Genomic DNA, 23,211 nt, shown 5'->3' with positions numbered 1-23,211 from the left:
GCCCGGATCTGGCCGTGCTGCCTGGTGAGCAGCGTGATGATCCGGTCGGCCTCGCCGAGTTTGTGGGTCCGCAGGATGACGCCCTGGTCCCGGTACGTGCGGGAGGCGAAGGATCTGTTGGACACCGTCCCATTCTCCCACTAAAGCGGGCTCCCCCGCCGCGGCACGGCAGGGAAGCCCGCTGGACGGTTCCCTAGAGCGAGCCGGCGGCCTTGGCGCCTTCGTCGCGGATGGCGCGGTTCACCGCGGACACGACGGCTTTCAGGGAGGCCATGGTGGTGTTCGTGTCAATGCCGATGCCCCACAGCACCCGGTCGCCCACGGCACACTCCACGTAGGCGGCGGCCCGGGCGTTGCCGCCCTCGGAGAGCGCGTGCTCGGTGTAGTCCAGTACCCGCACATCCACGCCGTCCTGCCGGAAAATTTCCAGCAGCGCGGCGATCGGGCCGTTGCCTTCGGCCGTGCGGCGGCTCTGGACGCCGTCCACGCCCATGGTGGCGGTCAGCTGGAAGGAACCGTCATCGGCGCTGTCGGTCTTGACGGATCCCAGGGTGTAGTGGCCCCACCGGTTGTCCGGGGTCGGCAGGTACTCGTCGGTGAAGGTCTCCCACAGCTGCGCGGGGCTGACCTCGCCGCCCACGGTGTCCGTGCGCCGCTGGATGACGCCCGAGAACTCGATCTGGGCGCGGCGCGGCAGGTCCAGGTTGTGCTCGTGCTTGAGCAGGTAGGCCACGCCGCCCTTGCCGGACTGCGAGTTCACCCGGATCACGGCTTCATAGCTGCGGCCCAGGTCCTTCGGATCGACCGGCAGGTAGGGCACCGCCCAGACGAGTTCGTCCACCGTCTTGCCCTGGGCGTCCGCGTCGGCCTCCATGGCCTCGAAGCCCTTCTTGATGGCGTCCTGGTGGGAGCCGGAGAATGCGGTGAACACCAGGTCGCCGCCGTACGGGGAGCGTTCGGGCACCGGCAGCTGGTTGCAGTATTCGACGGTGCGGCGCACTTCGTCGATGTTGGAGAAATCGATCATCGGGTCGATGCCCTGGCTGAACAGGTTCAGCCCCAGCGTCACCAGGTCCACGTTGCCGGTCCGCTCGCCGTTGCCGAACAGGCAGCCCTCGATCCGGTCGGCGCCGGCCAGGTAGCCCAGTTCCGCCGCCGCCACCCCGGTGCCGCGGTCGTTGTGCGGGTGCAGGGAGAGGATCACGTTCTCGCGGTTGTTCAGGTTCCGCGACATCCACTCGATGGAATCGGCGTAGACATTCGGGGTGGCCATCTCCACCGTGGCCGGCAGGTTCAGGATGACGTTCCGGTCGGCGGAGATCTCGAAGACGTCGGTGACGGCGTTGCAAATGCGGGCCGCGAATTCCAGTTCCGTGCCGGTGTAGGACTCGGGCGAGTATTCGTAGGTGATCTCGGTGCCCTTCAGGCCCTCTTCATACTTCCGGCACAGCCGGGCGCCCTGCAAGGCGATGTCCACGATGCCGTCCTGGTCTTCCCGGAACACCACCCGCCGCTGCAGCACGGAGGTGGAGTTGTACAGGTGCACGATGGCGCGGCCGGCGCCGGCGATGGACTCGTAGGTGCGCTCGATCAGGTGCTCGCGGGACTGCGTGAGGACCTGGATGGTCACATCATCGGGGATCCGGTCGCCTTCGATCAGCTGGCGGACAAAGTCGAAGTCGGTCTGCGATGCGGACGGGAAACCGACTTCGATCTCCTTGTAGCCCATTTTCACCAGCAGGTCGAACATCTTGTGCTTGCGTTCGGGGCTCATCGGATCGATCAGCGCCTGGTTCCCGTCGCGCAGGTCCACGGCGCACCAGCGCGGGGCCTTCGTCATCACTTTGTCCGGCCAGGTGCGGTCGGGCAGTTCTACGGCGATCTGGTCCTGGAAGGGAATGTACTTATGGATGGGCATTCCGGAGGACTTTTGTGCGTTTCGCATTTTGGTGTGTGGCCTTTTCTCATGTGAGCTAATCGAAAAATTTTGGCCGGGCAACACAAACTCCGCAGCGAGGGTTCGGCCTGTCAAACAGTAGTTCGCGTGGCCTCGCCGCGGCAGCTAAGAAGGAGCATTCCTGCGCGCACAATTTCACACTAGCACGGTGCGTAGGATGTGAGGGAATAGATGAAAGCAACGAAGAAATGAGGCGCACATGAGCCGCTCCGGCATCGTGTTGTCCAACGTCGACCCGGCCGTCCGCCCGCAGGACGACCTCTTCCGGCACGTGAACGGGAAGTGGCTGGCGGAGACCGCCATACCCGACGACCGGGCGCTGGAAGGCTCCTTCACGGCCCTGCGCGACGCATCCGAAGAATCCGTGCGGGCCATCATCGAAGACGCCGCCGCGCACCCGGATCCCACCAGCCCGGCGGGTAAGATCGGCGTCCTCTACGCCGGTTTCATGGACACCGACACGGCCGAGGCCAAGGGCTTCTCGCCGCTGGCGGAGCAGTTCGCCGCGATCGCGAAGATTTCCGACCGGGACGGGCTGCGCGAGGCCATCGGGGCCTTCAGCCGCAGCGGCGCCGCGTATCCGCTCGCGTTCTTCGTCAACAACGACGCCGGCGACCCCACCCGCTACCTGATCTACCTGTACCAGGCGGGACTGGGCCTGCCGGACGAGGCGTACTACCGCGAGGACGACTTCGGCCCCATCCGCGAGGCCTACCGGGACTACGCCCGGAAGATGCTGCAACTGGCCGGCTTCGACCCGGTGCAGGCGGACGCGGCACTGGATCTGGAGCACAAGCTGGCGGCCGGCCACATGGACAAGGTCTCCTGCCGCGACCCGCAGCAGACCTACAACCTGCGCACCGCCGGGCAGGTGGCCGCCATGGCGGACTGGATGCCTGACTGGCTGGCGGCACTGGGCCCCGAAGCGGGCGGCGCGGCCGAGCTGGTGGTCTGCCAGCCCGGGTTCCTCGGCACGCTCGACGCCCTGTTGGACAGCGAGCCGCTGGAGGCCTGGCAGGCCTGGCTGCGGCTCCACGTGCTGACGACGGCGGCGCCTTATCTTCACGACGAAGCGGTCCAGACGCACTTCGGCTTCTACGGCCGCACCCTCAGCGGCACCCCGGAACTCAAGGAGCGGTGGAAGCGCGGCGTGTCCCTGGTGGAAGGCGCCCTCGGGGAGGCCATCGGGCAGGAATACGTGGCGCGGCATTTCCCGCCGGCGCATAAGGAACGGATGGAAGAACTGGTCGCCAACCTGCTGGCCGCCTACCGGGAGAGCATCTCCGCCCTGCCGTGGCTCAGCAGCGCAACGATCGGGAAAGCGCTGGAGAAGCTGGCGGCCTTCCGCACCAAGATCGGCTACCCGGAGAAGTGGATCGACTACTCCGCCTTCGTGCCCGGGAACGATGTCTGGTCCAACGTCCTCGCCTCCAACGAGTTCGAGGTCCGGCGCAACCTGGCGAAGCTGGGTAAGCCCATCGACGAGGCCGAGTGGCACATGACGCCGCAGACCGTCAACGCCTACTACATGCCGACGATGAACGAGATCGTCTTCCCCGCGGCGATCCTGCAGCCGCCCTTCTTCGACGCCGACGCCGACGCCGCGGCGAACTACGGCGCCATCGGTGCGGTCATCGGCCACGAGATCGGCCACGGCTTCGACGACAAGGGATCGCAGTACGACGGCACCGGCGCGCTGCGGAACTGGTGGTCCGACGAAGACCGGGCCGCCTTCGAGCGGCTCACCGGCCAGCTGGTGGCCCAATACTCGGCGCTCAGTCCGGCGGAGGCTCCCGGCAACACGGTCAATGGCGAACTCACCCTGGGCGAGAACATCGGCGACCTCGGCGGGCTGGCCATCGCGTACCGCGCGTACCGGCTGAGCCTGGCGGGCCGGGAAGCCCCGGTGATTGACGGGCTGAGCGGCAGCCAGCGGTTCTTCTACTCCTGGGCCGAGTGCTGGCGGCAGAAGATCCGTTCGGAGGAGGCGGCGCGCCGGCTGGCGATCGACCCGCATGCCCCGAACGAGTTCCGCTGCAACCAGGTGGTGCGCAACCTGGACGCGTTCCACGAAGCGTTCGGCACCGCTCCGGGCGACGGGCTGTGGCTCGACCCGGCCGAGCGGGTCAGGATCTGGTAGCGGCTGCTAGAAGGCGCCGGGCTGCTGGCAGGTGACCTGGTCGGCGGTCTGGCCCTTGAAGCCGCCGGCCACGCCGCCGGTCTCGGCCAGTTGCGTACCGCTGGCGAAGTCCCGACCGACCGAAAGCGCGACGCCGTAGTGGTCGCCGGAGGCGAGGACGTTGGCCCGGGGGACGTTCAGTTCTTCCGCGAGGGAGAGGGCCACGTGTTCGAATCCGGCCGAGTAGAACAGCTGCGTGGTGGTGCGTTCGGATCCGCCGTCGCCCGGGGCCGCCAGCAGGTACCCCAGCGCCTGCAGCTGTTCGGCCAGTTCCTCGTCGCGGCCGGCCGCGCCGGAGGCGTTGATTACCTCGACGGGCTGCACGGCCGGGTCGAAGGACGGCACGCCGGCCGTCGGGTCCCCGCCCGGCGCGGTCGTCGCCCCGGCCGTCGGCCCGCCGTCGTCGGTTGCCGTCGGGGACGGGGTGCCGCCGCCCGAGGCGCCGGCCGCGGGTTCTCCGCCGGCCTCCCCCGTCGTCGTCGGGTCGGGCGACCCGGCGGTGTTGACCTCCGGTGCGGTGACGTCGCCGTCCTGGCGCAGGATCCGGAACAGGGCCTGTCCCGGTTCCTCGTCCAAGACCAGGCGGTTCTCGTCCATGGGGGCGCTCTTAGTGGGCAGCGCGACGAACGCGACCTTCCCCAGGTCAACGCTCTTGACCCGGTCGGCCAGGGCCAGCAGCCGGGAAACCTCGGCCAGGCCTTCGTCCACCGTGAGGTTGTTGACCACGGCCTCGGCGATGGAGTAGAGGCGGGGCACGTTGGTCAGCGTGCCTTCGGACTGGATCTTGCGGGCCATGGACGCCAGGAAGCTCTGCTGCGCACGGATCCGGCCGCGGTCTCCGCCGTCGCCGAAGGAGTGCCGGGTGCGCAGGAACGCCAGCGCCTGCTCGCCCTGCACGGTGCTCACGCCGGCCGGGAGCCGCAGCTTGGAGTAGGTGTCATTAATGGGCTCGTTGACGCAGACTTCCACGCCGCCGATCACCGTGGAGAGCTCCTTGACGGCGTTGAAGTCGGCCATCATGAAGTGGTCTATCTCCAGGCCTGTCATTTCGTTGACGGCCGCCACGGTGCAGCCGGGGCCGCCATAGGTCAGGGCGGCATTGAGCTGGGCTTCCTGCTGCTCCGGGTACACCTCGCCGGTCTCCGGATCGGTGCAGGTGGGGATGGTGGTGAGCAGGTCGCGCGGCAGGCTGACGACGGTGACCCGCTCCCGGTCCGCGGACAGGTTCATCAGCATCATCACGTCCGATTTGCCGAAGCCGGCCGACGAGCCGTCCGAGCCGTACCGGCCGTCGCTGCCGGCGCGTGTGTCGGTACCCAGGATGAGGATCTGCACGGGATCACGGCTCAGGTCCACCGGCAGCCCTTGGGCGCCGGTGCCCAGGTTCAGCGGCGAGGTGCTGATGCTGTCGCGCAGGCCCACGATTTTGAACACCACGACGCCCACACCGGCCGCCAGGGCCAGCGCCAGCGCGCCCGCCACGACCTTCAGCCACAGCAGTTTGGGCCCGCGGCCCATGTGCCTCGGATTGGCGGCCCGCGCCTGCGCGCGCCGCGGCGCGCCGCCGGCCGGTGACCGCGGGGCGGGATCCTGCCCCGCGGACGGCTGTCCCGTCGGGGTCTGCGGGTCATCACCGGAACTGCCGCGATGATCCACGGGATACCCCTCTGCACGGTTGTAAGCCAGATAAAAAAGACGCGGCCAGCCCATCACTGGCCGCTAAGTATTCTACGGGTTGCGGCCGGGGAAAGTTCCCGGCGGCGCCGGAGGCTCAGAAACCGAGCCGCACCAGCTGCTTGGGGTCGCGCTGCCAGTCCTTGGCTATTTTTACGTGCAGGTCAAGGTAGACGCGGGTGCCCAGGAGGCCCTCGATCCCCTTGCGCGCGCGGGTGCCGACGTCGCGGAGCCTCTCCCCGCCCTTGCCGATGATGATGGCCTTCTGCGACGGACGTTCCACGAAGAGGTTCACCCGGACATCCAGCAGCGGGTTGTCGGCGCTGCGGCCTTCGCGCGGAACGATCTCCTCGACCACCACGGCCAGCGAGTGGGGCAGTTCGTCGCGTACCCCCTCCAGCGCCGCCTCCCGGACCAGTTCGGCCACCATCACGGCTTCGGGTTCGTCCGTGAGCTCTCCGTCGGGATAGAGCGGCGGCGACAGCGGCATCTGCCGGACCAGCACATCGGCGACCGTTTGGACCTGGTCTCCCTTGGCGGCGGAAACCGGCACGATGTCGGCGAAGCCGTCCGGGCCGAAGATCTCCGCGCCCAGTGCCGCGACCGCCAGCAGCTGCTCGGCCAGCGCCTGCTTGTCCATCAGGTCCGTCTTGGTTACCAGTGCCACCACGGGCTTGCCGGACAGGGCGGCCAGCTGGTTGGCAATGAAGCGGTCGCCGGGGCCGATCTTCTCGTTGGCCGGCAGGCAGAAGCCGATCGCGTCCACTTCGGCAAGCGTGTCCGCCACGAGGTCGTTCAGCCGCTGCCCCAGCAGGGTCCGGGGCCGGTGCAGGCCGGGAGTGTCCACCAGCACTAGCTGGGCATCCGGCCGGTGCACGATGCCGCGGATGGTGTGCCGCGTGGTCTGCGGTTTGGCGGAGGTGATGGCCACCTTCTGCCCGACCAGCGCGTTGGTCAGCGTGGACTTGCCCGCGTTCGGGCGGCCCACCAGCGACACGAAACCGGCGCGGTAGTCCTTGGGCCAGCCGCTGGACGGCATGGCCACGGCCTTGTCGGTGCTGTTGGCGCCGGTGGCGTTTTCGGGGTTGGTCATCGTTCCCTCTCCGTCCCGGGCATCCGGGCGGGGTCATCGGCGGCGGCAGCGCCGTCGTCGTTGGCGTACTGGTCCCGGGCGGGCGCTTCGTACCAGGCCAGGACATGGCTGACGCGGTTGCGCCGGCCCTCCAGCCGTTCGGCGCGCAGGTGCAGGCCGTCCAGCTCCACTTCGCTGCCGACGATCGGCACCCGGCCGAGGCTTTTGGCCAGCAGCCCGCCGACGGTGTCCACTTCTTCGTCGTCAAGCTCCAGATTGAACAGTTCGCCGACGTCGTCGATACCGGTGCGCGCGCTGACCCGGTACAGGCCGTCCGGCAGCGCCTCGATTTCGGGGCGCTCGGTGTCGTATTCGTCGACGATTTCGCCGACGATCTCCTCGATGAGGTCCTCCAGCGTGACCAGGCCGGCGGTGCCGCCGTATTCGTCGATCACGATGGCCACGTGCGTGGACTCGCGCTGCATTTCCTGCAGCAGCTCGCCGACCGACTTCGACTCGGGCACGTACCGGACCTCGCGGCAGATCTGGTCCACCAGCATGCCGGCGCCGTGGTCCTCCCGGCCGTGGATCCGGGCGGCCACGTCCTTCAGGTAGACGATGCCGCGGATCTGGTCCGCGGTGTCCATGATCACGGGGATCCGTGAATAGCCAGACTGCAGGAACAGCGTCATGGCCTCCTGCAGGGTGGAGCCGGAGTCGATGCTGAGCATGTCCGTGCGCGGCACCATCACCGCCCGGACCTTGGTATCGCCCAGCTCGAAGACGGAGTGGATCAGTTCCGCCTCGGTGTCCTCGATCATGTCGGACTCGTTGGCCCGGTCCACGAGTTCGCGGAACTCCTCTTCGGTGAAGAAGGCCGCGTCGGCGCGGGGCGCGTTAGGGGCCACCGCGCTGCCCAAACGGACCAGCCATTGGGGCACGGGACCGAGGATCGAGCACAGCAGCCTGACCAGCAAGGCGGTGGAAAGCACGACGGCGCCGGCGTGCATCCGGCCCAGTTGCCGCGGGGAGACCCCGACCAGCACGAACCCGACGGCGGCCATGGTGACGGTGGCCAGCAGTCCGGCCAGCCAGATGTTGTCCAGCAGGTCGTGGAACAGCAGGGCGATGGCGACGGCGGCTGCCATCTCGAACCAGACGCGCCAGAAACGCAGCCCGTGCATGTGGGCCGCCGGCGAGGCCAGGATGAGGCGCAGGCTGCGGCTCCGCCCGGAACGCAGCAGGTTTTCGGCGTCGTGGCGCGGCAGGTAGGTAAAGGCGGCCTCGGCGGCGGTCAGCACCCCGGCGAACAGCGTGAAAGCCAGCGTCATGGCGGCGAGTATCCAGAGCATCGCCGGGCTCTACAGGGTGGTTTCGGTGGGGGCTGCCTTGCCGGTGAAGGAGGACAGCAACTGGCGCTGCAGGCCGAACATCTCTTCCTTCTCGGCCGGCTCGGCGTGGTCGAAACCGAGCAAATGCAGGATGCCGTGCGTGGTCAGCAGCAGCATTTCGTCCAACAGGCCGTGGCCGGCCTTCTTTGCCTGCTCCTGCGCCACCTGCGGGCAGATCACGATGTCGCCCAGCACGCCGGGCGGGCCCGGCTTCATCGCGGTGCCGGGACGCAGTTCGTCCATCGGGAAGGACAGCACGTCGGTGGCGCCCGGCTCGTCCATCCACTCGATGTGAAGCCGCTCCATCGCTTCGGTGTCGACCATGATGATGGACAGTTCCGCCTCCGGATGGACGTAGAGCGAGTCCAGCACGAACCGTGCCAGCCGCACCAGCTCTTCCTCGTTGGCGGCGACGGCCGATTCGTTGTTGACCTCGATGCTCATGCTCGATCCTCCGGGCCGGCTTCCACGTCCGTCTTCCGCCTGGCCGCGGGTGCGCGGCGCGGTCCCCGGCCGCCGTCTGAGCGGCGCGACTCGTCCCGGCCGCCCTCGCCGCGGCGGGACTCGTCCCAGCGGCTGTACGCCGTCACGATGTCGCTGACCAGCCGGTGGCGGACCACGTCGGTGGCGTCCAGCCGGGAGAAGCGGACGTCCTCCACGCCGTCGAGTATTTCGCTGACGATCTTCAGGCCCGAGCTGGTGCCGCCGGGCAGGTCGATCTGCGTCACGTCCCCGGTCACGACCATCTTGGAACCGAAGCCCAGCCGGGTGAGGAACATCTTCATCTGTTCCGGGGTCGTGTTCTGCGCCTCGTCCAAAATGATGAACGCGTCGTTGAGCGTGCGCCCGCGCATGTAGGCCAGCGGCGCCACCTCAATGGTGCCCGCGGCCATCAGGCGCGGAATCGATTCCGGGTCCATCATGTCGTGCAGGGCGTCGTAGAGCGGGCGCAGGTACGGGTCGATCTTGTCGCTGAGCGTGCCGGGCAGGAAGCCCAGCCGCTCCCCCGCCTCGACGGCGGGTCGGGTCAGGATGATGCGGTTGACCTCTTTGTGCTGCAGGGCCTGGACCGCCTTGGCCATCGCCAGGTAGGTCTTGCCGGTGCCCGCGGGGCCGATGCCGAACACCACGGTGTGGTTGTCGATGGCTTCGACGTAGTTCTTCTGGTTCAGGGTCTTGGGCCGGATGTTGCGGCCGCGCGAGGAGAGGATGTTCAGGGTCAGGACTTCTGCCGGCCGCTGCGCCGACTGTTCGCCGAGCATGCGCAGCAGCTGGGCGACCACCTGCGCGGTGATCCTCGTATCCTTCGCTGCCAGGGCGCGGATCTCTTCCACCACGTTGAGCGTGAGCTGCACCGCGTCGGCGGGGCCGGTGATTGAAAGTTCGTTGCCGCGTACATGCAGGTCCACATCGCTGAACTCCGACTCGATGACCCGCAGCACCTCGTCGTGGGCGCCGAGCGCCCTGACCATGTGTTCCGACGAATCGAAATGGACGGAACGGCTGCTTGATCCCAGCGGATCGACATCCAGGCGTGATTGGGACATAGTCCGGCCGATGTGGCCTTTCATCGCTCCTTCGGTGGGCGCTTGCTGGCGGTAACCGGAAATGGATCCGGTCCCGACGGTACACGTCCATGCTACGGCACGAGCCGCCGCACAGTCCTCTGCGGGCACGAAAAACGCCTTGGTATCGATCCTGCATCAATCCTGCATCAGTCCGGTTGAGCGCCGGTTAAAGCAGCCATCAGCCCCCCTCCCGTATGCCAAGCTAGTGAGGCAGGAAAGGCGGCAGCAGCCCTTTTCGGCCCACAAAAACCCGGTCATTGCCAACGTCAGAAGGGATCGAAAGCATCACCAGCAACCAGCTCCGGCAGCCTGCAGGCTCGGTCCCAACACGCCGCTTCGGTGCGTGGTTGGCCCTGGTCACTGCCTCATCGCTGGTGCTGCTCGGATGCTCGCCGCAGGCCGCCGGCGGTGGCGGAGGCGGACAGACCTCCATGCCCAACCCCACCGACCCCGCTTCGGCCAGCAGCCCCCTGGTCTCCAGCGTGCCGGTCGAGACCCTGCGCTCCTCGGAGCTCTCCCCCGTCTATTGGCTGGGCACCAACGCCGGGAACGTGTTCCTGTACCGCGAATACCGCCAGGCGGAGAACCTGGGTGATCCCATTACGACGGCGGTGGCCGCGCTGACGCGGCTGCAGCCCTTGGATCCGGACTACTTCAATCCGCTCAGCCCGGCGAGCAAGGTGGGCGCCTCCATCACCAACGGGTCGGTCATCACGCTGGACATTTCCTCGGACGCGTTCAGCCGCCGCGTGGATGCCGGCATCGCCGAACGGGCCGTGCAGCAACTGGTCTTCACCGCCACGGCCGCGGCGGCGAACGCCGGGCTGAGCACGTCGGACGATCCGCTGGAAGTGGTCATCCTGGTGGACGGACATCACGGTTACGAAGCCTTTGGCCATGTGCCGCTGGGCCAGCCGATGGGCCGGAACAGCAGTCTGGCGGCCCCGGTATGGATCATTGATCCGGCCGACGGTGCCACCGCCGCCGGACGCGTGGAGGTGTTCGGCCGCGGCGTCGCGTACGAATCGGAACTGAGCTGGCAGATTTTCCGCCTGGCCGGCTCCGACGACACGTCCGAAGGCGACCTGGTCAAGGACGGCACGGCCCTCGTTGATGCCGACAGCGGGCAGATCGGCGAGTTCCGGTTCAGCCAGAAGCTGGACCCGGGCACCTACCGGCTGTACGTGTTCCAAAAGGACCAGGACGGGCGGACCGACGAACGGCAGAATGCGGACAGCAAGGTCTTCACCATCACCTAGGCCAGTGCTGCTGACCGACGTGGTCAGTGCCAGCGGCCCAGCAACTCGCTGAGCAAGGTCAAGGCGGCGGGTCCGGCCGTGGAGGACCGCAGGACGTGCGGCCCCAGCCGCACGGCCACCGCCCCGGCGTCGAGCATCGCCTCCACTTCGGCCTGGCTCATCCCGCCTTCGGGGCCCACGATCATCAGCACGCGCCCCGCGCCGCCGGTACGGGCATCGGGCAAGGCAGCGCCGCCGCCGTTTCCGCCGCGCTCCCCGACGGAGGAGCCGGCACCCAACCCGGCCCCCTCCACGGCGTCGGCCACAGTGCCTGCGGCGTCCTCGTGCAGCAGCAGCGAGAGCCTGCTGTCCCGGATCAGGGCACAGAGCCCGGCCCGTTCCACCAGCGGCTCCACCTCCGGAACGCGGGCACGCCGCGACTGCTTGGCGGCCGCGCGGACCGCCAGCTGCCATTTCGCCGCGCCCTTGGCCGCCTTGTCCGCCTTCCAGCGCACGATGCTGCGTTCGGCCTGCCACGGCACCACGGCATCGACGCCCAGTTCGGTGGCCGCCTCGATGGCAAGTTCGTCGCGGTTTCCCTTGGCCAGCGCCTGCACCAGCACCAACTCCGGGTCGGGCCGCGGCTCCTGCAGGATCCGGAGCGCGCGGACGGTGAGCTGGCCTGAGGTGCCGGCAACGGCCTCCCCTACCAGCCGCCGGCCCCGCCCGTCGGCCAGATCGACGGCTTCACCCGGTTCGATCCGCTTGACCGTGACGGCGTGCCGCGCCTCGTCCCCGGCCAGGGTGAAGCTGTCGCCCGGAGCAACGTCGTCGAGCTCGCCCGGAGCTGTGAAAAACAGGTGGCTGGTCACGCCTAGAGGTTACCGAGCCGGTCCCGCAGGCGGGCAAAGACGCCCGTGCCGGAGGACGCCAGCTTGCCCTCGGTGTATTCCTCGCCGCGGGCACTGGCGAGCCGGCGCAGCAGGTCCTCCTGCTCCGCATCCAGCTTGCTGGGAGTCTCCACATGCACGTGCACCTGCAGGTCGCCGCGACCGTAGCCGCGCAGGTGGGTCACGCCCAGGCCGCGCAGGGTGAGGGTCTCGCCCGCCTGCGTGCCGGGCTTGATGCTGACTTCCTGTTCGCCGTCGAAGGTGTCCAGTGTAAGGTCGGTGCCCAGCGCGGCGGCGGTCATCGGCACCGAGAGCGTGACGTGCAGGTCGTCGCCCTCGCGGATGAAGTTCTTGTCCGGGTTCACGCGGATTTCCACATACAGGTCGCCCTGCGGGCCGCCGGCGGGGCCCGCTTCGCCCTGGCCGGCCAGCTGGATCCGCGTTCCGGTCCCGACGCCCGCCGGGAGCTTGATGGTCAGCGAACGCCGGCTGCGGACGCGGCCCTCACCGTTGCACTCGTTGCAGGGGTCGGGAATGACCGTGCCGAAGCCCTGGCAGCTGCCGCACGCGGCAGTGGTCATGACCTGGCCCAGGATGGACCGCACCGCACGCTGGACCTGGCCGGAACCGCCGCAGATGTCGCAGGTGCGCGGGCTGGTGCCGGGGCGGCAGCAACTGCCGTCGCAGGTGGGGCAGACAACGGCGGTGTCCACTTCGATTTTCTTGTTGACGCCGAAGACCGCGTCCTTGAGGTCGATCCGCACGTTGATCAGGGCGTCCTGGCCGCGGCGGGTCCGGGAGGCCGGACCGGCGCCGCCCGCTCCGGCGCCGCCGAAGAAGCTTTCGAAGATGTCCTGGAAGGCGAACCCGGACCCGGAGAAGCCGCCGCCGAAGCCGGTGTCGTTGCCGTTCTCGTTGCCGGTGGTGTCGTAGATGCGCCGCTTCTGCGGGTCGGACAGCACCTCGTACGCGTGGCTGACCTGCTTGAACTGTTCGGCTGCCTCCGGGCCGGGGTTCACGTCCGGATGCAGCTTGCGGGCCAGCTTGCGGTAGGCCTTCTTGATTTCCTCGGTGGAGGCGTCCTGGCTGACACCGAGGGCGTCGTAGTGGTTACTCACCTTGTAGTACTTCACTTCCTGGGGATCGGTTCACCGGCGCCGACGGCCGGTGCGGACACTGCGCGGCGTGTGGCTAGCCGGCGAGGATCCGTGACAAATAACGTGCGACGGCGCGGACCGCGGCCATGGTGGTGGGATAGTCCATCCGGGTGGGGCCGAGGATGCCGACCTTGGCCGTCGCGCCCGGGCCGTATCCGGTGGCCACCACGGAGGTTTCGGCCAGCGAACCGTAGGGGTTTTCGCTGCCGATGCTCACCGACATGCCACGCGCGTCCTGATGCAGTTCGGAGAGCAACTGCAGCAGCACCACTTGTTCTTCAAGAGCCTCGAGGATGGGACCGATGCTCAGCTGGAAGTCGACCGTGGAACGGGCCAGGTTGGCCGTGCCGGCCATCAGGATCCGCTCCTCGTTCGTGGCCGCGGCAAGCTGCGAAAGCTGCGACGCCAGGGCCTCGGCCGTGCCCGCCGGCCCCGCCTGCGGCGGCACCGGGGAGGTCTTCAGCAGCCCCGGCACTGCCGCCAGCGGCTTCCCGGACAGCACCGACAGGAATGCCGTGCGCAGCGTGGCCAGGGCATCCTCGGTGACGTCCGCCGGAAGCGCCGCGACATGCTGCTCCACCTTGCCGTTGTCCGCGATCAGCACGACCAGGGCCCTTTTGGGAGCCAGCAGGATGAACTCGATGTGCCGCACCTTGGCAGCACCCAGCTGGGGATACTGGATGACGGCCACCTGGTTGGTCAACTGGGACAGCAGCCGCACGGTGCGTTCCATGACATCGTCAAGGTCGTCGGCGCCTTCCAGCAGTTTCTGGATGGCGCGGCGCTCGGGGGCAGAGAGCGGCTTGACGTCCGAAATCCGGTCCACGAACAGGCGGTAGCCCTTGTCCGTGGGAATCCGGCCGGCACTGGTGTGCGGGGCGACGATCAGCCCCTCTTCCTCCAGCGCCGCCATGTCGTTGCGGATCGTGGCTGACGATACGCCCAGGCTGTGCCGGTCGACCAGTGCCTTGGAGCCCACCGGCTCACGCGAGTGCACATAGTCTTCGACAATGGCGCGGAGCACTTCCAGCCTCCGGACCTCGCTCACTGCACTCCTCCTGTCTCCAACTCGTCTGCGGACAGACCGTTAGCACTCAACACGTCCAAGTGCTAAGTCTAATACGTCGCCGCCGTTGTTAGCATTGTCGGGCGGCCGTGCCGTGAGGACGACAACCAGCAGAGGACTTAAAGTTTATGAGCAGCTACGGCTGGGGCCCCCAGGATCTCACCGCCCCCAAGGCCCGGGCACTGCGCGAAATCGGCGCCGAACCGGGATTGGTGCTCGAGGACGCACAGAGCGGGTGGGTCGGCGCCGTCGACCGGGTGGAGAAGTCCGGCGGTGTGCATCTGGTGTCGCTGGAAGACCGCCGGGGCAAGGTCCGCTCGTTTCCGCTGGGTTTCGGCTTCCTCTTCGAGGGCGAGCCGGTGAAGGTGGTGCCGGCGGCGCCCGCGGCGAAGGCTCCCGTCCGGCAACGGACGGCCTCCGGTTCGGTCAAGGTCGAGGGGCAGCGGGCCAGGGTAGCGCGGGCCAGCCGGATCTGGGTCGAAGGCAAGCATGACGCCGAACTCGTGGAGAAGGTCTGGGGAGACGACCTCCGGGTAGAGGGGATCGTGGTCGAACCCCTGCACGGCGTGGACGATTTGGCAGCGGCCGTGGCGGACTTCTCCCCCGGCCCGCAGCGCAGGCTCGGCATCCTGGTGGACCACCTGGTCCCCAACTCCAAGGAGTGGCGGATAGCCGAGGCCGCCATGGCCGTGCCCGCGGCGGCGGGCAACGTACTGATTGTGGGCCACCCCTATGTCGACGTGTGGCAGGCCATTAAACCGGCGGTCATCGGCCGGTCCGCGTGGCCGGTGGTTCCGCGCGGCACCGATTGGAAGACCGGCATCCTCGCCGGCCTCGGCTGGCCGCACCGGACCCAGATAGACATCGCCGACGGCTGGAAGAGGCTGCTGGGCAGTGTTAACACCTATGCCGACCTGGAGCCCAGTCTCTTGGGCCGGGTGGAAGAAGTCATCGATTTCCTGACGGTTTGAGCCGGTTCCGTCGGGCGCCCCCGCCCGCGGAATGCACCGGGAGACGGGCTGGAACAGCTAGGCTAGGAACAGAAGTGAGCCGTCAGAAGATTTTCCGAAGGTAGGTCCAGTGTCCGAGAACTCTGCTCGTCAGCAGCAGCCGGAGCGCAAGTCCGCTCCGCGCCAGCAGTACCAGAGCGCGTCGGCGTCCGCTTTGCCCCTGACCCCTTCGGAGGACCGGCAATGGGCCACCATGGCGCACTTCGGCGGCATCCTGGGTTGCTTCCCGTCGCTGGCGATCTACCTGATCTTCAAGGACCGGGGTCCCTTTACCGCCCAGGAGTCCAAAGAGGCCCTGAACTTCACGGTTCCGCCCACGGCGGTGGCCATCATTGCGAACCTGCTGATCCTCATCCCGGCGGTCAGCGGACTCTTTGCCGTCATCGCGGCCGCCATCTGGGTCTTCCTCACGGTTTATTCCGTCATCGCCGGCGTCAAGTGCAACCGCGGCGTTCCCTACCGGTACGCCTACAACCTGCGCCTGTTTCGGTAGATCTGACATCCGGCCCCCACAGCCGCTCCGTTAGCGCTGCCGTTCCGTCAGCGCTGCGGCCTCCTACAGTGCCGCCCTCCTACCCTGCCTGCCGCGAGAACCGCTGGCGGGCGGTGTTCATCCCCGCCGCGATCGGCACGTGGGCGGTCGCCGCGGCCAGGCCGAAGCGCGGCATGTCGCTGTAGACACTCTCCCGGCCCCCCGGCACCGTCTCGTACGTTTCGTGCCACACACCGACGTCCCCGCTGCCGGCCGATTCGCGCATGAACCGCCGCCAGGGTTCCAGGTGCGGCGCCGAGCGGTCGGACGCGAACCGCTGCAGGTGTTCCGGGCTCTTCCAGTAGCTGAGCATGATCGTGGTGCGCCCGAACCATTGGTGGAAGCCCAGCAGGCCGGCCTCCGGCGATGCCGCCAGGTGCGCCAGCATCGCCGGCATCGCCGACGCGGTGCGCGCCACCTTGCCGATCTTCCACCAGCGGTTCGCCCGCATCCCGATGAGGAAAACCGTGACGCGCTCGACTCCCGGATCGGCTGTGAACCGTCCTGTGTGTACGTGTTCAGACATGAGCCGATTCCTTTCGTAACAGTGTTACAGAACATTGTTATGGAATACTGGGCTCATGGCAAGACCCATAGTCCACGATGATTCGCTGCGCCGCACACTCCTCGACACTGCCGCGGCCCTGATCGCCCGCGACGGCGCCCCCGGCGTGTCCCTCCGGGCGATCGCGGCGGCGGCCGGGACGTCGACGACGGCGGTGTACTCGCTCTTCGGCGGGAAGGCGGAGTTGCTCACCGCCATCCTCGACGACGGTTTCGCCTCCTTCGCGGCCTCCCAGCAGCGCGCCGCTCCCGACGGACTGGAAGCGCTGGGCAAGGCTTACCGGGCGTGGGCCCTGGAGCATCCGGTCCTGTACGGCCTCATGTTCGGCGGTTCATTGGCCAGCCAGGTGCCGTGCCAGCCGACGCCCGGCGCCGCGGAACCGGCGATCGCGCCGCTGTTTGCCGCCGTCGCCGCCGCCCTGCCCGGGGCATCGGACGACGAAGTCGCGTCCATGGTGGGCGTGGTGTGGGGCCAGGTCCACGGGCTCGTCTCGCTGGAGCTGGCGGGCGCGCCGGCTGCCGGGTGGAGCTGGGACTCCGCCTACGAGGCGGCCCTGCACCGGATCGGCCGGTCGCTGGAGGCCGGCGCGGTCAGTCCTCGAGCAACCGCCGCACCACGGCGTCGGCCAGCAGCCGGCCCTTGAGGGTGAGCCGGATCGTCCCGGCGAAGGCCGCGGCCGGGTCGACCAGGGCGTCGGCGATCAGCCCGGCCACGGCCTTCCGGCCGTTCGGGCCCAGGTCCCGGGTCTGCAGCCCGTCGATGATGCGGGTCTGCAGCATCACGTGTTCCAGCTGGCGGGTGCCGGTGTCCAGCGTTTCGCGGCCGGCTGCCGGAGATACCCCCGTGGCCAGCCGCTGGGCGTAGGCCGCGGGGTGCTTCACGTTCCACCACCGGACGCCGCCCACGTGCGAGTGTGCGCCCGGGCCGGCTCCCCACCAGTCGTCCCCGCGCCAGTAAGCCAGGTTGTGCCGGCAGCGGTCCTCGGGAGTGCGGGCCCAATTGCTGACCTCGTACCAGCCGAACCCGGCCGCGCCGAGCCGCGCGTCTGCGATCTCATACTTGGCGGCGTGGTCGTCGTCGTCGATTCCGGGCACCTCGCCGCGCCGGATCTGCGCCGCGAGCTTGGTCCCGTCCTCGACGATCAGGGCATAGGCGGAGATATGGTCCGGCGCGCAGGCGATCGCGGAGTCGAGGCTGGCTTCCCAGTCCGCGATGGACTCCCCCGGCGTGCCGTAGATCAGGTCCAGGCTGACGTTCAGCCCGGCGTCGCGGGCCCACTGCACCGCCTGCGGCACCCGTTCCGGGTTATGGGTACGGTCGAGGACCTTCAGCACATGCGGCACGGCCGACTGCATGCCGAAGGACACGCGGGTGAAACCGGCGTCGGCCAGGATCTTCAGTGATTCCGGCGTGACCGAGTCCGGGTTGGCTTCCGTGGTGACCTCGGCGCCCGGCTCCAAACCCCACAGGTCCGCGGCCTGGCGAAGCATCGACGCCAGGTCCGCCGCCGGCAGCAGGGTCGGTGTGCCGCCGCCAAAAAACACGGTGGCCAGCGGACGGTCGGGCAGGCCGGAGTCACGCAGCACCCGCGCCGCCAGCTCCAGCTCCGTGTTCAGGGTGCCCGAGTACTCATCCTGCGACGCGCCGGAACCCAGTTCCTTGGCGGTATAGGTGTTGAAATCGCAGTAGCCGCAGCGCACCCGGCAGAACGGGATGTGCACATACAGGCAGAACGCGCGGTCCTCCGCGCCTGCCGCTGCCTGAGCGGGCAGCAGGCCGTCGGCCGGCGCTGGGTCCCCCACGGGAAGGACGCTAGGCACTGAGGCGCGCCTCCGCCGTCGTCGTTGTGGTCACAAGCACTGCAGAGCTACTTCTTTGCCTTGTCCTTGGAGTCATCCGATGACAGTGCGGCGATGAAGGCCTCCTGCGGGACCTCCACGCGGCCGACCATCTTCATCCGCTTCTTGCCTTCCTTCTGCTTCTCCAGCAGCTTCCGCTTACGGGAGATGTCGCCGCCGTAGCACTTGGCCAGCACGTCCTTGCGGATGGCGCGGATGTTTTCGCGCGCGATGATACGGGAACCGATGGCGGCCTGGATGGGCACCTCGAACTGCTGGCGCGGGATGAGTTCGCGCAGCTTGGAGGTCATCATGACGCCGTAGCTGTAGGCCTTCTCGCGGTGCGTGATGGCGCTGAACGCGTCGACCTGTTCGCCCTGCAGCAGGATGTCCACCTTGACCAGATCGGCCACCTGTTCGCCGTCGGCCTTCCAGTCCAGCGATGCGTAGCCGCGGGTGCGCGACTTGAGGTTGTCGAAGAAGTCGAAGACGATTTCCGCCAGCGGCAGCCGGTAGCGCAGCTCCACGCGGTCCTCGGAGAGGTAATCCATCCCCTTCATCTCGCCGCGGCGGCCTTGGCAGAGCTCCATGATGGTGCCGACGAACTCGTTGGGCGCGAGGATGGTCGCGGAGACCATCGGCTCGCGGACCTCGGAAACCTTCCCGTCCGGATATTCGCTCGGGTTGGTGACCGTCAGGACCTTCTTGTCCTCCAGCGTGACCTCATAGACCACGTTGGGGGCGGTGGAGATCAGGTCCAGGTTGAACTCGGCCTCGAGCCGTTCCCGGGTGATTTCCAGGTGCAGCAGCCCGAGGAAGCCGACTCGGAAGCCGAAGCCGAGGGCTGCGGAGGTCTCCGGCTCGTAGATCAGTGCCGCGTCGTTGAGCTTGAGCTTGTCCAGCGCGTCGCGCAGTACCGGGTAGTCCGTGCCGTCGATCGGGTAGAGCCCGGAAAAGACCATGGGCTTGGGGTCTGCGTAGCCGCCCAGGGACTCCGCCGCCGGCTTGAGCAGGTTGGTGACGGTGTCGCCAACCTTGGACTGGCGGACGTCCTTCACGCCGGTGATCAGGTAGCCGACCTCGCCGACGCCCAGGCCGTTGGACGGCGTTGGCTCGGGCGAGCTGACTCCGATTTCGAGCAGTTCGTGGCTGGCCCGGGTAGACATCATCTGGATGCGTTCGCGCGGCGAGAGCTTTCCGTCGACCACCCGGACATACGTGACCACACCGCGGTAGGTGTCGTAGACCGAGTCGAAGATCATCGCGCGGGCCGGTGCGTCCGCGTCGCCCGTGGGGGCCGGCAGGTCGCGCACGATCTTGTCCAGCAACGCTTCGACGCCCACGCCGGTCTTGCCAGAGACCTTCAGCACGTCTTCGGGATCGCCGCCGATCAGGTTGGCCAGCTCGGCCGCGTACTTTTCCGGCTGCGCGGCCGGGAGGTCGATCTTGTTCAGGACCGGGATGATGGTGAGGTCGTTCTCCATCGCCAGGTAGAGGTTGGCCAGTGTCTGGGCCTCGATGCCCTGGGCCGCGTCCACCAGCAGGACCGCGCCTTCGCAGGCTGCCAGCGAACGGGAAACTTCATAGGTGAAGTCCACGTGGCCCGGGGTGTCGATCATGTTCAGGGCGTAACTGACGTCGTCAAGCTCCCACGGCATGCGCACGGCCTGGGACTTGATGGTGATGCCGCGTTCCCGCTCGATGTCCATCCGGTCCAGGTACTGGGCCTTCATATCGCGCGGCTGGACCACGCCGGTGAGCTGGAGCATCCGGTCGGCAAGAGTGGACTTGCCGTGGTCGATATGGGCGATGATGCAAAAGTTCCTGATGATCGCCGGATCGGTGGCGGCAGGCACCGGCGCGGTGCGGGCCATCGGTGACACAGATGGTTCCTTACTCTCAGACAAGCGGGCTACGGCAATGCGGCCGGGTCGACCAGCACGCTGAATTTGCTCAACTATAAGTGTCCCACGCCTGCCCGCGATCCGCGCACCCGGGGGCGTGCCTGCCGGGACCGCGCGGGTGCCGGATCGCTGGACCCGCCGATCTCGCCTGTGGTGCTGATTCGGCAGCCCCGCCGATATCGCGGCCGTGCCGCCGTCGGTAGCCTAGAGCCATGGCATTTTCCCAGCGCGGCCTCAACCGTCTGCTTCGTTCCGCCGTGCGGGCCGTCCGCGGGCTGTCCGGTGCCGGACACTCCGGAGGTTCCACCCAAGGACGCGGTCCGGTGGCCGGCAGGCAGGGCCAGCCTCCCGGGGGCGTGGCCGGGCGCCGGGGTGCGGAATCCGGTCCGGGCTCGGGGTATCCGGGCGACTACCGGGGCACGGGGACCATCAGCTACTCCCCCGAGGCCGACGGCGCGCCGGATCCGGGCGAGATTGTCTGGACGTGGGTGCCGTACGAGGAGGACTACACGCGGGGCAAGGACCGGCCCGTCCTGGTCATCGGCTACCACCGCGGCCGTTTGCTGGCGCTCATGTTGACCACGCGGGACCGGAACAACGACGGCCGGCGCGACGGCGACTACCTCGACCTGGGCTCGGGCCCCTGGGACGTCCGGGGCCGCCCGAGTGAAGTCAAGCTCGACCGCGTGCTGCAACTAGAGCCGGATCGGGTCCGGCGCGAAGGAGCGGTGCTGCCGCGGGCCTCGTTCGACGAAGTTGCCCGGGCCATGCGCCGCCGCGGCTGGAGCTGATCGGAGGGTCGGATCGCAGTCCCGGGCTCGGCTGCGGCCCGGTCCCGGCGTGTCGGCCGCCCGCAGGCCCGCCGCCGGGGCGCGGCGTGTCGGTCGCGCTCAGATCCGCCGCCCTGAGCACGGATCTGCTAACATTTATAGCTGTGTGTCCGCGCAGGTCGACGGGCACCTCGGGCCGGTTGCCATTACGGTACCCCACGCCGCTCAGTCAATGACCGGACCGACTGCCCTCAAAAGACCAAGTTCCTCAACAAAGAGAGTTATTTCGTGGCCAATATCAAGTCCCAGAAGAAGCGCATCCTCACCAACGAGAAGGCACGCCAGCGCAACATCTCGGTTCGGTCCGAGCTGAAGACCGCCATCCGCGCCGTGACCGGTGCCGTCCAGTCTGCCGACCAGGACGCCGCCGCCACCGCCCTGGTCGCCGCGAGCCGGAAGCTCGACAAGGCCGTCAGCAAGGGTGTCATCCACAAGAACAACGCCGCGAACCACAAGTCTTCGCTGGCAAAGAAGGTCAACGCGCTCTAAGCAGCGCGTTCCGGCCGAGAGGCCGACCCAAGCCAAGGCCGGAGGCCGCCACCCGTCTGGGGAGGCGGCCTCCGGCTTTTGTGCATCCGGCTGCAGACGGCGGCCTGCCCGGAGGGTACCTTTGGTTGTGTCCCGTTGGGCGGGTTTTCTCCCGCGGGGCGCTGGGGGCGGCGCGGGCCGGTAGCTTGGGCGGGATGGGGCGGGCGAAATGAACGGCGCGAATGCTTACTTGCGTTTAGTCGACCGGATGGGGCGTTCACCCGCCCTGGACGGGGCGGTCAGGGTGCTGGGCGGGCTGGGCGCTCCCTTGGTCGGGAAGCCGGCCTTCAGGCGGTTCTTCAGTGGGGTGGACACAGCCATCCCTCCGCACGCGGTCCTGACCGACGCGCCGTTCGGTGCCTGGTTCATGGCCGTGTTCCTCGACTTGTTTGACGACGATGGAGGAGAACGCCGGGCTGCCCGCCGTCTGGTCGGTCTGGGTGTGCTGGCCGCCCTACCCACCGCAGTGGCCGGCCTGGCCGAGTGGACCACCGCGGACCCGGCCACGCGGCGCATCGGCGTTTTGCATTCAGCGGCAGCCACGGCAGCCACCCTGGTATTCGCCGGCTCGTGGCTGGCCCGCCGGAGGGGACGTCAGGGGCTGGGGATCGGCTTGGCGCGGGCAGGCTCTGCCGTTGCGATCGCCGGAGGTTTCCTCGGCGGCTACATGGGCAGCCGGGTCCGGGGACACGGCGGAAACGCCAGCGGCGCCTGAGGTTCAGCGGCGCGCGCTGGTGGCGATCAAGGTGACGGCCCGCTCCACGGCATATTCCGGGTCGCGGCCCTCGCCTTTGACCTGGGCGTCGGTCTCGGCCAAAACCTGGATGCAGCGGGCCAAAGCATCTGATTCCCACAGCCGCGCGTCCCGGCGGGCCTGGTCGAACTGCCACGGCGCCATGCCCAGGTCGCGTGCGTTGGCCGATGCGCTTTTGACCTTGGCAATCTGGCGCAGCTTCAGGGCCAGCACGGCGACGATCGGCACGGGATCCACCCCGGTGGCCAGTGCGTGCCGGAGGGATGACAGGGCCGCCGCGCCGCGGCCGGAAACGGCCGCATCCGCGACCTTGAAGCCGGTGGCTTCGACCCGCCCGCCGTAGTACTTCTCGACCGTTTCTTCGGTGACCGCACTGTCGGCGTCGGAGATCAATTGGGAGCAGGCGGCAGCCAGGTCCGGGAGCGACGAGCCGACGGCGGCCACCAGGGCCTGAGCCGCGGCGGGTTCGATGGCCCGGCGGGCCGACTTGAACTCCTGCCTGACGAAGTCCAGTTTTTCGGAGTCCTTTTTCATGGCCTGGCAGTCGACCACGGGGGCGCCCGAAGCTTTGACGGCGTCCAGCAGTTTCTTTCCGCGGGTCCCGCCTCCGTGGTGCAGGACGAGCCAGACGTCCTCGGCCGGTGCCGCCACATACGCCAGCAGGTCCGTGAGGAACTCGTCGTTCATCTGCGCCAACGACGACGCCTCGATTAGTTTCGCTTCTCCGAAGAGGCTGGGGCTGGCCAGCATGGTGAGCTCGCCGGTGGTGTAGGCGGAGGCATCGAGCTGGACCAGCTCGAGGTCCGGGTGCCGGCCACGCAGGAGGCCCCGGACGCGTTCCTTGGCCCGGTGGGCCAGGTACTCTTCCGGACCGCTGACGAGCACGACGGCGGCCGGCTCGACGTCACGCCAGGAGACGGTGACGGCGCTCTTCTTGGCAGCCGAAGAGCGGGATCCGGGTGGCGGGTTCACGGCAGGTTCCTCCTTGTTCAGGTCCAGAGTTTCACGATCCGGGCCTTTTGCCCAAAGCAGTCCCCGCTGCCGCCTCGCTCGGTCTC

General features: G+C 68.2%; 22 protein-coding genes. 8 read left to right on the top strand and 14 right to left on the bottom strand.

Going from position 1 to position 23,211, the window contains the following annotated elements; genetic code table 11:
* Together AC5RW2_RS34555 and leuA are read right to left on the bottom strand one after the other, a co-directional pair.
* Positions 1-125: recombination protein O N-terminal domain-containing protein (locus tag AC5RW2_RS34555; RefSeq protein ID WP_494075025.1), on the bottom strand; the 125-nt coding region annotated here is incomplete at its 3' end.
* 68 nt (positions 126-193) lie between these two features.
* The gene (leuA, locus tag AC5RW2_RS34550; protein ID WP_494023060.1) at positions 194-1,945 is read right to left on the bottom strand and encodes a 2-isopropylmalate synthase; all 1,752 of its coding nucleotides are present in this window, start codon (positions 1,943-1,945) and stop codon (positions 194-196) included.
* 211 nt (positions 1,946-2,156) lie between these two features.
* On the opposite strand from leuA, the gene AC5RW2_RS34545 reads away from it, so the two are divergent.
* A complete protein-coding gene (locus tag AC5RW2_RS34545; RefSeq protein ID WP_494025931.1) occupies positions 2,157-4,097 on the top strand; it encodes a M13 family metallopeptidase in 1,941 nt (646 codons plus the stop codon).
* Positions 4,098-4,103: 6 nt separating this feature from the next.
* Here AC5RW2_RS34545 and AC5RW2_RS34540 read toward each other — a convergent pair whose 3' ends face one another.
* The 5 genes from AC5RW2_RS34540 to AC5RW2_RS34520 all read right to left on the bottom strand — a co-directional run bounded on the left by AC5RW2_RS34540 (position 4,104) and on the right by AC5RW2_RS34520 (position 9,820).
* Positions 4,104-5,792: an LCP family protein gene (locus AC5RW2_RS34540; protein WP_494075024.1), complete on the bottom strand. Its 1,689-nt coding sequence runs from the start codon at positions 5,790-5,792 to the stop codon at positions 4,104-4,106.
* A 115-nt stretch (positions 5,793-5,907) separates the two neighbouring features.
* Complete coding sequence (era, locus tag AC5RW2_RS34535; RefSeq protein ID WP_494023308.1) at positions 5,908-6,849, bottom strand: GTPase Era; 942 nt, start codon at positions 6,847-6,849, stop codon at positions 5,908-5,910.
* A gap of 50 nt (positions 6,850-6,899) precedes the next feature.
* Positions 6,900-8,213 carry a hemolysin family protein gene (locus tag AC5RW2_RS34530; RefSeq protein ID WP_494023057.1) on the bottom strand — a complete coding sequence of 438 codons (1,314 nt, stop codon included), beginning with the start codon at positions 8,211-8,213 and terminating at the stop codon, positions 6,900-6,902.
* A gap of 30 nt (positions 8,214-8,243) precedes the next feature.
* The gene (gene ybeY / locus AC5RW2_RS34525; protein ID WP_493978405.1) at positions 8,244-8,717 is read right to left on the bottom strand and encodes an rRNA maturation RNase YbeY; all 474 of its coding nucleotides are present in this window, start codon (positions 8,715-8,717) and stop codon (positions 8,244-8,246) included.
* Positions 8,714-9,820 carry a PhoH family protein gene (locus AC5RW2_RS34520; protein WP_494014134.1) on the bottom strand — a complete coding sequence of 369 codons (1,107 nt, stop codon included), beginning with the start codon at positions 9,818-9,820 and terminating at the stop codon, positions 8,714-8,716. Before AC5RW2_RS34520 ends, ybeY begins: the two co-directional genes overlap by 4 nt.
* Positions 9,821-10,098: 278 nt before the next feature.
* On the opposite strand from AC5RW2_RS34520, the gene AC5RW2_RS34515 reads away from it, so the two are divergent.
* The gene (locus AC5RW2_RS34515) at positions 10,099-11,100 is read left to right on the top strand and encodes a GerMN domain-containing protein (protein ID WP_494014019.1); all 1,002 of its coding nucleotides are present in this window, start codon (positions 10,099-10,101) and stop codon (positions 11,098-11,100) included.
* Between the two features lie 23 nt (positions 11,101-11,123).
* On the opposite strand, the gene AC5RW2_RS34510 is transcribed toward AC5RW2_RS34515, so the two are convergent.
* The 3 genes from AC5RW2_RS34510 to hrcA all read right to left on the bottom strand — a co-directional run bounded on the left by AC5RW2_RS34510 (position 11,124) and on the right by hrcA (position 14,174).
* Complete coding sequence (locus AC5RW2_RS34510) at positions 11,124-11,951, bottom strand: 16S rRNA (uracil(1498)-N(3))-methyltransferase (RefSeq protein ID WP_494075023.1); 828 nt, start codon at positions 11,949-11,951, stop codon at positions 11,124-11,126.
* A 2-nt stretch (positions 11,952-11,953) separates the two neighbouring features.
* A complete protein-coding gene (gene dnaJ, locus AC5RW2_RS34505; protein WP_494026062.1) occupies positions 11,954-13,087 on the bottom strand; it encodes a molecular chaperone DnaJ in 1,134 nt (377 codons plus the stop codon).
* A gap of 73 nt (positions 13,088-13,160) precedes the next feature.
* Positions 13,161-14,174, bottom strand: coding sequence for a heat-inducible transcriptional repressor HrcA (hrcA, locus tag AC5RW2_RS34500; protein ID WP_494025935.1), 1,014 nt, complete (start codon positions 14,172-14,174; stop codon positions 13,161-13,163).
* A 146-nt stretch (positions 14,175-14,320) separates the two neighbouring features.
* On the opposite strand from hrcA, the gene AC5RW2_RS34495 reads away from it, so the two are divergent.
* Together AC5RW2_RS34495 and AC5RW2_RS34490 are read left to right on the top strand one after the other, a co-directional pair.
* The gene (locus AC5RW2_RS34495; RefSeq protein WP_494075022.1) at positions 14,321-15,163 is read left to right on the top strand and encodes a DUF3097 family protein; all 843 of its coding nucleotides are present in this window, start codon (positions 14,321-14,323) and stop codon (positions 15,161-15,163) included.
* A 109-nt stretch (positions 15,164-15,272) separates the two neighbouring features.
* The gene (locus AC5RW2_RS34490) at positions 15,273-15,695 is read left to right on the top strand and encodes a DUF4870 domain-containing protein (RefSeq protein WP_494014022.1); all 423 of its coding nucleotides are present in this window, start codon (positions 15,273-15,275) and stop codon (positions 15,693-15,695) included.
* Between the two features lie 79 nt (positions 15,696-15,774).
* Here AC5RW2_RS34490 and AC5RW2_RS34485 read toward each other — a convergent pair whose 3' ends face one another.
* A complete protein-coding gene (locus AC5RW2_RS34485) occupies positions 15,775-16,260 on the bottom strand; it encodes a DUF4188 domain-containing protein (protein ID WP_494025936.1) in 486 nt (161 codons plus the stop codon).
* Between the two features lie 55 nt (positions 16,261-16,315).
* On the opposite strand from AC5RW2_RS34485, the gene AC5RW2_RS34480 reads away from it, so the two are divergent.
* Positions 16,316-16,942, top strand: a complete 627-nt coding sequence (locus tag AC5RW2_RS34480; protein WP_494075021.1) for a TetR/AcrR family transcriptional regulator — start codon at positions 16,316-16,318, stop codon at positions 16,940-16,942.
* On the opposite strand, the gene hemW is transcribed toward AC5RW2_RS34480, so the two are convergent.
* A complete protein-coding gene (gene hemW, locus AC5RW2_RS34475; RefSeq protein WP_494014025.1) occupies positions 16,890-18,119 on the bottom strand; it encodes a radical SAM family heme chaperone HemW in 1,230 nt (409 codons plus the stop codon). The genes AC5RW2_RS34480 and hemW overlap by 53 nt on opposite strands.
* 47 nt (positions 18,120-18,166) lie before the next feature.
* Positions 18,167-20,020, bottom strand: a complete 1,854-nt coding sequence (lepA, locus tag AC5RW2_RS34470) for a translation elongation factor 4 (protein WP_493999775.1) — start codon at positions 20,018-20,020, stop codon at positions 18,167-18,169.
* 233 nt (positions 20,021-20,253) lie between these two features.
* Here lepA and AC5RW2_RS34465 point away from each other — a divergent pair, with 233 nt between their 5' ends.
* The 3 genes from AC5RW2_RS34465 (at position 20,254) to AC5RW2_RS34455 (ending at position 22,114) form a co-directional block, all read left to right on the top strand.
* Positions 20,254-20,832: a type II toxin-antitoxin system PemK/MazF family toxin gene (locus tag AC5RW2_RS34465; RefSeq protein ID WP_494075020.1), complete on the top strand. Its 579-nt coding sequence runs from the start codon at positions 20,254-20,256 to the stop codon at positions 20,830-20,832.
* 267 nt (positions 20,833-21,099) lie between these two features.
* The gene (gene rpsT / locus AC5RW2_RS34460) at positions 21,100-21,360 is read left to right on the top strand and encodes a 30S ribosomal protein S20 (protein ID WP_493978395.1); all 261 of its coding nucleotides are present in this window, start codon (positions 21,100-21,102) and stop codon (positions 21,358-21,360) included.
* Positions 21,361-21,607: 247 nt separating this feature from the next.
* Complete coding sequence (locus AC5RW2_RS34455; protein WP_494075019.1) at positions 21,608-22,114, top strand: DUF2231 domain-containing protein; 507 nt, start codon at positions 21,608-21,610, stop codon at positions 22,112-22,114.
* 3 nt (positions 22,115-22,117) lie between these two features.
* Here AC5RW2_RS34455 and holA read toward each other — a convergent pair whose 3' ends face one another.
* On the bottom strand, positions 22,118-23,125 hold the full coding sequence (holA, locus tag AC5RW2_RS34450) for a DNA polymerase III subunit delta (protein ID WP_494075018.1): 1,008 nt from the start codon (positions 23,123-23,125) through the stop codon (positions 22,118-22,120).
* Positions 23,126-23,211: the final 86 nt, after the last annotated feature.

The sequence above is a fragment of the Arthrobacter sp. B0316-1-20 genome (assembly GCF_059091865.1).
The sequence above is the reverse complement of the archived record's forward strand: the minus strand, read 5'-3'. Positions and strand labels throughout refer to the sequence as shown.